This is a genomic window from Rhodothermales bacterium (assembly GCA_034439735.1).
Taxonomy (GTDB): domain Bacteria; phylum Bacteroidota; class Rhodothermia; order Rhodothermales; family JAHQVL01; genus JAWKNW01.
In genome coordinates this window covers 21,607-28,611 of record JAWXAX010000132.1, presented here as the reverse complement: position 1 = coordinate 28,611, position 7,005 = coordinate 21,607, and the positions used below count along the sequence as shown (strand labels likewise).

Below are 7,005 nucleotides of genomic sequence, written 5' to 3'. Positions count from 1 at the left end.
TACCCCCCGGCGTATCCGCAACCGGCCTACGGACCGCCGCCGCCGGTATACTCCCCATCGCCAGCCGTGGCCTCGATGCCCGCGGCTCCCCAGGCTCCGGCCCCGGTAGCGGCCGCCCCACCGCCCCCGGAACCGGTCGTGGTCTCGAACGACTTCATCGTCAAGGCGCCCATCGTGGGCACCTTTTACCGTGCCGCGGGCCCCGACTCCGGCCCGTTCGTCAACGTGGGAGACCGTGTCAATCCTGGCGACGTGCTCTGCATCATCGAAGCCATGAAGCTGATGAATGAGATCGAATGTGATGTCGCTGGCACGATCAAGGAGATCCTGGTTCAGAACTCAGAACCCGTCGATTTCGAGAAGCCGCTCTTTGTCATCTCGAAAGATTGAGCGCCGCGCTATCCCTACCCACCCACGCTAACGCCACACCGACGTGAAGAAGGTTCTGATCGCCAACCGGGGCGAGATCGCGCTGCGTATTATCCGGACCTGCCACGAGATGGGGCTGCAGACGGTTGCCGTATACTCTACGGCGGACCGGGATTCGCTGCACGTCCGCTTCGCGGATGAAGCCGTCTGTATCGGCCCACCCCCTTCCCGCGAGAGTTATCTGCGCCATGCCCAGATCATCGCGGCGGCCGAAGTCACCGGCGCGGACGCCATCCATCCGGGTTACGGCTTCCTGGCTGAAAACGCTGAATTCAGTGCGATCTGCCACGATCATGGCATCAAGTTCATCGGCCCATCCGCCCGTACGATTACGCTGATGGGCGACAAGAGCCTCGCCAAGACCACTATGCGCGCCGCCGATGTGCCCTGCGTGCCAGGGTCGGAGGGCGTGGTGAGAGACGTGAAGGAGGCGATCGAGATCGCCGGCGGCATCGGGTATCCCGTGCTCGTCAAAGCCAGCGCCGGCGGCGGCGGACGCGGGATGCGCGTCGTGCCCAACGAAAAAGAACTACCCAACCTGTTCAACGCCGCGCGCAGCGAGGCCGAGGCCTCGTTTGGCAACCCGGACGTCTACATCGAGAAGTTCGTCAACCAGCCGCGGCACATCGAGATCCAGCTCCTGGGCGACGGCCAGGGGACGGTGATCCATTTCGGAGAACGCGAGTGCTCGATCCAGCGCCGGCATCAGAAGCTGCTCGAAGAGTCCCCGTCCCCGATCGTCGATGAAAAACTGCGCGCCGCCATGGGCGAAGCGGCCATCCGGGGCGCCGAATCGGTGAACTACGAAGGCGCCGGCACGGTCGAGTTCCTCGTCGACGCCAACCGGGACTTCTACTTCATCGAGATGAACACGCGTATCCAGGTGGAGCACCCCGTCACCGAAGAGGTGACGGATAGCGACCTGATCGAATACCAGATCCGCGTGGCCATGGGCGAGCGGATCCGCAAGCGCGACGTGCCGATGCAGGGGCACAGCATCGAGTGCCGCATCAATGCCGAAAATCCCTACAAGAACTTCAGCCCGTCGCCCGGAACGATCAAAACGTTCCATCCCCCCGGCGGCCACGGCGTCCGGCTGGACACCCACGTCTACACTGGCTACGTTATCCCGCCGTATTACGACTCGATGATCGGCAAGCTGATCGTGCGGGCCCGCACGCGCGACCTGGCCATCAAGAAGATGCGCCGTGCGCTCGGGGAATTCGTTATCGAGGGGGTGCATACCACCATTCCGTTCCACCTGAAGCTGATGGACGACCCGCGCTTCCAGGCCGGCACCTTCGACACCCATTTCCTCGAAACATTCAAGCTCCAGGAAGGGGAATAAGCCGGCGGTTTCTTATTCTCCGATCTGATCGTTTCATCGACCCTGATCGTTTCATCGACCCAGCCAGCGAAAGCATATCATGGATTTCCCGAAGGAATTACGGTACACAAAAGAGCATGAGTGGGTTCGGCTAGACGGCCAGACCGCCCAGGTCGGCATCACGGACTTCGCGCAGGGCGAACTCGGCGACATCGTGTTCGTCGAACTCGAATCCGTAGGCTCCTACATTGAAAAGGATGCCGTTTTCGGCACCGTAGAGGCGGTCAAGACCGTTTCCGAGCTTTACATGCCCCTCTCCGGCCGCATCGTGGCGATCAACGAATACGTTCAGCAGAATCCCGAACTGGTCAACGAGAGCCCGTACGAAAAGGGCTGGATGATTCGCATCGAAGTGCAAGACGCCGCCGCCCTGTCCGGACTTATGTCCGCGGACGACTACGCGGCCCTCGTCGGTTGACGCCGGCCCGAGGACCTGTATCGATCACGTGCCGGGGGCGCCTCAACCAGCGCCCCGACGCGTTTCAATTCCCCCCGGTGAACTGGTTCTTTCAACCGCAGTAGTGACACTGCAGCGACTTTGCCGTGACCATGCACCAGCGCATCATCATCCTGGATTTTGGCTCGCAGTTCACCCAGCTGATCGCGCGCCGTGTCCGCGAAGCAGGGGTCTACTCCGAAATTTATCCCTGCACGCTGCCTGTTGACAAACTGGCCGCACTGCAACCCCATGGCATCATCCTATCGGGCAGCCCGTGGTCCGTCTACGACGAAGGCGCGCCGAAACTATCGGCGGAGATTCTGTCGATGACGCGGCCGGACGGCTCACCGACGCCCATCCTCGGCATCTGCTACGGGCTCTTCGCCATGGCGGACGTCACGGGCGGCAACGTGGCTCGGGCGGAACGCCGCGAGTTCGGACGGGCCGCCATCGAGGTGCTGGACGACTCCGACCTCCTGCACGGTGTGCCGACGGGCTCGACGGTGTGGATGAGCCACGGCGATCACCTGGTTACGCTGCCGGAAACCTACCAGCTGATCGGGAAAACCAGCAATGCCATCGCCGCGGTCCGTTTCCCGGGCGAAAGCAAATTCGGCGTCCAGTTCCACCCGGAGGTCGCCCACTCGGAGTACGGTCGGCAGATCCTGCAAAATTTCGTCATCCAGATCTGCGGCTGCGACGGCGACTGGTCCACCCGCTCGTTCATCGAAGAAAAAACGGAAGAGATTCGCCGGCTCGTGGGCCCCGATCACGTGATCCTCGGGCTCTCGGGCGGGGTCGACTCGTCCGTGGCGGCCGCCCTCCTGCACCATGCCCTCGGCGAGCAGCTCACGTGTATCTTCGTCAACAATGGGCTGCTGCGGAAAGGCGAGTGGGAGCAGGTGCAGCACACCTTCCGCGATCACTTCCTTGTCCGCCTCGAAGCGGTGGACGCGACGGCGATCTTTCTCGACCGGCTCGCCGGCGTGGTGGACCCCGAGAAAAAGCGTCGAATCATCGGCAACACGTTCATCGAAGTGTTCGAGGAGGCGACGGACCGGATCACGCAGTCGCTGGGCCGGCGGCCGACGTTCCTCGCGCAGGGCACCCTATACCCGGATGTCATCGAGAGCGTCTCGTTTAAAGGCCCTTCGGCGACGATCAAGACCCACCACAACGTGGGGGGCCTGCCCGAAAAACTGAATTTCAAGATCCTCGAGCCGTTTCGTGAGTTGTTCAAGGACGAGGTGCGCGAAATCGGCCGGCTGCTCCAGCTGCCCGAGGACATGATCCGTCGGCACCCCTTCCCCGGCCCCGGCCTGGCCGTACGCACCCTGGGCGCCGTCACGGCCAGCGACCTCGTCATCCTCCGCGAGGCCGACGCCATCTTCATCGAGGAACTTCACCGGCACAACCTGTACGATAGCGTATGGCAGGCGTTTGCCGTACTTTTGCCCGTACAATCGGTCGGAGTCATGGGCGATGGGCGCACCTACGAAAACGTGTGCGCCCTCCGCGCCGTGACCAGCGTCGATGGGATGACGGCGGACTGGGCGAAATTGCCGTACGAGTTCCTCGCACATGTGTCCAACAGGATCGTGAACGAGATCCGCGGTATCAACCGCACGGTCTACGACATCAGTTCGAAACCCCCCGCTACCATCGAGTGGGAATGATACCAACCGGCATGCGGAAGCTCTTATTCCTCGGATTGCTGCTCGTTTACACCTTTCGGCTGAACGAAGTGCAGGCTCAGGCCAATCCGATCCCCACCCAGGATTCGGCCGAGTCGGTGTTTATTACGGCCCTCGAAGCCTACGAAGACCGCGAATTCGATGTCGCCGCGCGCCTGTTCGGCGTGGTGGCCAACACCTACGATTTTCATCGGAAGACGACGGCGGCGCTCATGATGCGCGCCAAGTCCCTCTATCACCGGGGGGATTACGACCTGGCCGTGCGAGAGTTGAACAGCTTCCTCTCTCGTTACCCACGCAGCCGCTACGCGATCGAAGCCCGCAATACCCTCGCCCTGTCCGAACAGGGTCTCGACCAGACGGCGAACAAGGTTGATATCTTCCGGCTGGGCGTTGCGCTCCCCCTGACCAACGAGGCCGCCGGCCTCAGCCAGGAGCTGTTTAATGGCATCCGGCTGGCCGTGGAGGCGTACAACGCCGGCTCCCAGCGTCAACCCGACGGCACGCTGCGTCCGATGGTGCAGATGGTGTTTCAGGATACCCACAACGACGCCGGCCGGGCGCGGCAGGCGATCGAAACCCTGGCGACCGTCGAACGGGTCGACGCCATCATCGGCCCGCTGTTTAGCGCCGAAGCCGAAGCCGCCGCTCGCGCCGCGGAGGACCGACGCGTCGTGCTGATCGCCCCGCTAGCGACGTCCGAAACCGTAGCGCAGGGCCGCACCTATATTTTCCAGGCCAACCCGACCTTCTCCCTGCGCGGCCGGCTCATGGCCCGCTTCGCCGTACGGAGCCTGCGGCTCAGCCGGCTGGCCCTGATCGCCGACGGCGAAAGCCCCGAAGACCGCCTCCAGGCCGCCAATTTCGCCAACGAGGTGCTTCGGCTCGGCGCCGAAATGCGCTTCGAGACCTATCTGGATGACTCGCGCGACTGGTTCCGGCTCAATGAAACGATGAGCCGGGATTCGATCCAGCAGGCTGAGGCCGTCTTTATTCCGATCACAGGCAATAATGCGCCAACGCTCATCGGCGGCGCGCTCAGCAGTATGGACCGCATTGGCGCCGGCACCCGGGTCCTGGGCACCGTCTCGTGGCACAACCTTCCCATGAGTTCGCAGGCGAGCCAGTATAATGTGACCTATTCAAACGACTACTATGTCGACGAATCCGCGCCGGAGACCCAGGCTTTTATAAGCCAGTACCGCACGCTCGCCCGTGAACTCCCCACCCGACCGGCCTTTAGCGGCTATGACGTCGCCCGGTTTTTGCTCGAACGCGTCGCACAGCAACCCTACGACGCGCGACCGCTCATCGAACGCATCCACGCCGCGCCTCCTTTCGAGGGCCTGAGCATCCGGCTGGACTTCGCAGAAGGCAATGTGAATGAGGCCCTGTATTACCATCGCTATGTAGATGGCGCCGTCACCCTCATGCGGTAGTCGGGCGGAACTGCCCTGTACGCGGCTACGTACCATCCGCCGCCAGGGTGGGCCGGCCCGATGCCCTGTCACTACAATAACCAGGCGATCCCGGGCGTTACAGCCTGGGGCTTTTTAGCCGCCAGACGCACGCCGGCTCCTACCGCTTCCCGGCCGCTCCCTCATGCCTGCTCTCTTTTTTATGCGCACTCCGCTCGCTCTTGTCGCTCTCCTGCTCGTCCTGTTCGTCGCCGCGTGCGGCAGTAGCGGCCGCGTAAATTACACCACGCCCCAGGAAGCCTTTGGCAAAGGCCGCACCCTGTTTGAACAGCGCAAGTACGAAGAGGCCATTCCTTACTTCCAGGGAGTTTTTAGCTTTGGCCGCACCCATCAGTGGGCCGCCGACGCCCAGTTGTACCTGGCTCGTGCCTACGCCAAAAACGACGAACATCTGCTGGCCGCGAACGAATACGACCGGTTCACGCGGATCTATCGGGCAGACCCCCGCATCCCACTCGCACACTACGAATGGGCGTTGACCTATTATCAGCTTTCGCCCACCTCCGAACTGGATCAGACGAGTACCCGGCGCGCCATCGACGAATTCCAGCTGTTCATCGAACGGTATCCGAGCGACACGCTCGTGACCGACGCTCAGTCCCGGATCACTGAACTTCGCTCCAAGCTTGCCCTGAAGCAGTTCGAAACCGCGCGACTCTACGAGCGGCGCGAGTTATACGAAGCCGCCGCGTTGTCCTTTGAGAAAGTGTTCGACCTGTATCCGGACACCCCCTGGGCCCAGCAGGCTCTCGTAGGCGCCATCCGCACGTATATCGCCTTCGCCGACGAAAGCATCGCCGGCCGGCAGGCGGACCGGCTCAACGAGGCCATCAAAAATTACGACCGGCTCACCCAGATCTTCGGCGACAGCGAGTACCTCAAGGAAGCCGAAGCCCTGTATGAACAGGCGCAAATACGCATGAATGCCCTGCTGGCGCCGGCCGCCCCCGGAACTCCAGCGGCGGCGGACTCGACGACGATGTCCACCGGCTCGTGATGCGCGTCGGGATCCTCGGCGGCACGTTCAACCCGCCGCATATCGCGCACCTGATCCTCGCCGAAACCATCCGGGTATCGTGTGCGCTGGACCAGATACGGTGGATCCCCGCCGGCACCCCTCCCCATAAGTCCGCCGACACCGCCGCCGAGCACCGGCTCGCGATGACGCGCATAGCCGTCGCCGGCAACCCCGCCTTCACCGTTTCAGACCTCGAGGTCGTCCGTGGCGGCGCCTCGTACACCATCGATACCGTCGAGCTCCTCCAACGGACCGAGCCGGACGTCGACTTTTCCCTGCTGATCGGAAGCGACAGCCTGGCCGACTTGCTTTCATGGCGCCGGCCGGACGACCTCGTGGCGCGCCTTCCCCTCATCGTCTACCCCCGCCCCGGCGCCGACCCACGCCCGGAAGCCGCCACACGGTACGCCCGCCGCATCACCTTCGTCGATGCTCCGCTCATCGAGGTGTCGAGCTATTCGATCCGCCGCCGGGTGCACCAGGGCCTGTCGATCCGCTACCTGGTGCCGGAGGCCGTATATGCCTACATCGCCGAGCATGGCCTCTACCGCTGATCGATC

General features: G+C 63.1%; 7 protein-coding genes. All 7 read left to right on the top strand.

Translation table 11 applies throughout. The features are described from left to right. The coding region (gene accB / locus SH809_10690; protein MDZ4700162.1) for an acetyl-CoA carboxylase biotin carboxyl carrier protein at window positions 1–390 on the top strand (390 nt) is incomplete at its 5' end. 43 nt (window positions 391–433) lie between these two features. Continuing rightward, on the top strand, window positions 434–1,777 hold the full coding sequence (gene accC / locus SH809_10685; GenBank protein ID MDZ4700161.1) for an acetyl-CoA carboxylase biotin carboxylase subunit: 1,344 nt from the start codon (window positions 434–436) through the stop codon (window positions 1,775–1,777). A gap of 79 nt (window positions 1,778–1,856) precedes the next feature. Then, window positions 1,857–2,234, top strand: a complete 378-nt coding sequence (gene gcvH, locus SH809_10680; protein MDZ4700160.1) for a glycine cleavage system protein GcvH — start codon at window positions 1,857–1,859, stop codon at window positions 2,232–2,234. A 131-nt stretch (window positions 2,235–2,365) separates the two neighbouring features. After that, the gene (guaA, locus tag SH809_10675) at window positions 2,366–3,931 is read left to right on the top strand and encodes a glutamine-hydrolyzing GMP synthase (protein ID MDZ4700159.1); all 1,566 of its coding nucleotides are present in this window, start codon (window positions 2,366–2,368) and stop codon (window positions 3,929–3,931) included. A gap of 11 nt (window positions 3,932–3,942) precedes the next feature. Next, complete coding sequence (locus SH809_10670; GenBank protein ID MDZ4700158.1) at window positions 3,943–5,388, top strand: ABC transporter substrate-binding protein; 1,446 nt, start codon at window positions 3,943–3,945, stop codon at window positions 5,386–5,388. A gap of 163 nt (window positions 5,389–5,551) precedes the next feature. Continuing rightward, on the top strand, window positions 5,552–6,424 hold the full coding sequence (gene bamD / locus SH809_10665) for an outer membrane protein assembly factor BamD (protein ID MDZ4700157.1): 873 nt from the start codon (window positions 5,552–5,554) through the stop codon (window positions 6,422–6,424). Continuing rightward, window positions 6,424–6,999 carry a nicotinate-nucleotide adenylyltransferase gene (nadD, locus tag SH809_10660; protein ID MDZ4700156.1) on the top strand — a complete coding sequence of 192 codons (576 nt, stop codon included), beginning with the start codon at window positions 6,424–6,426 and terminating at the stop codon, window positions 6,997–6,999. The genes bamD and nadD overlap by 1 nt, the downstream gene beginning before the upstream one ends. The last annotated feature ends 6 nt before the right edge of the window (window positions 7,000–7,005 follow it).

Bases quoted from the DNA above. Each gene is read 5' to 3' on its own strand.
- gcvH (MDZ4700160.1), top strand. From the start codon at position 1,857: ATGGATTTCCCGAAGGAATTACGGTACACAAAAGAGCATGAGTGGGTT.
- guaA (MDZ4700159.1), top strand. From the start codon at position 2,366: ATGCACCAGCGCATCATCATCCTGGATTTTGGCTCGCAGTTCACCCAG.
- SH809_10670 (MDZ4700158.1), top strand. From the start codon at position 3,943: ATGCGGAAGCTCTTATTCCTCGGATTGCTGCTCGTTTACACCTTTCGG.
- bamD (MDZ4700157.1), top strand. From the start codon at position 5,552: ATGCCTGCTCTCTTTTTTATGCGCACTCCGCTCGCTCTTGTCGCTCTC.
- nadD (MDZ4700156.1), top strand. From the start codon at position 6,424: ATGCGCGTCGGGATCCTCGGCGGCACGTTCAACCCGCCGCATATCGCG.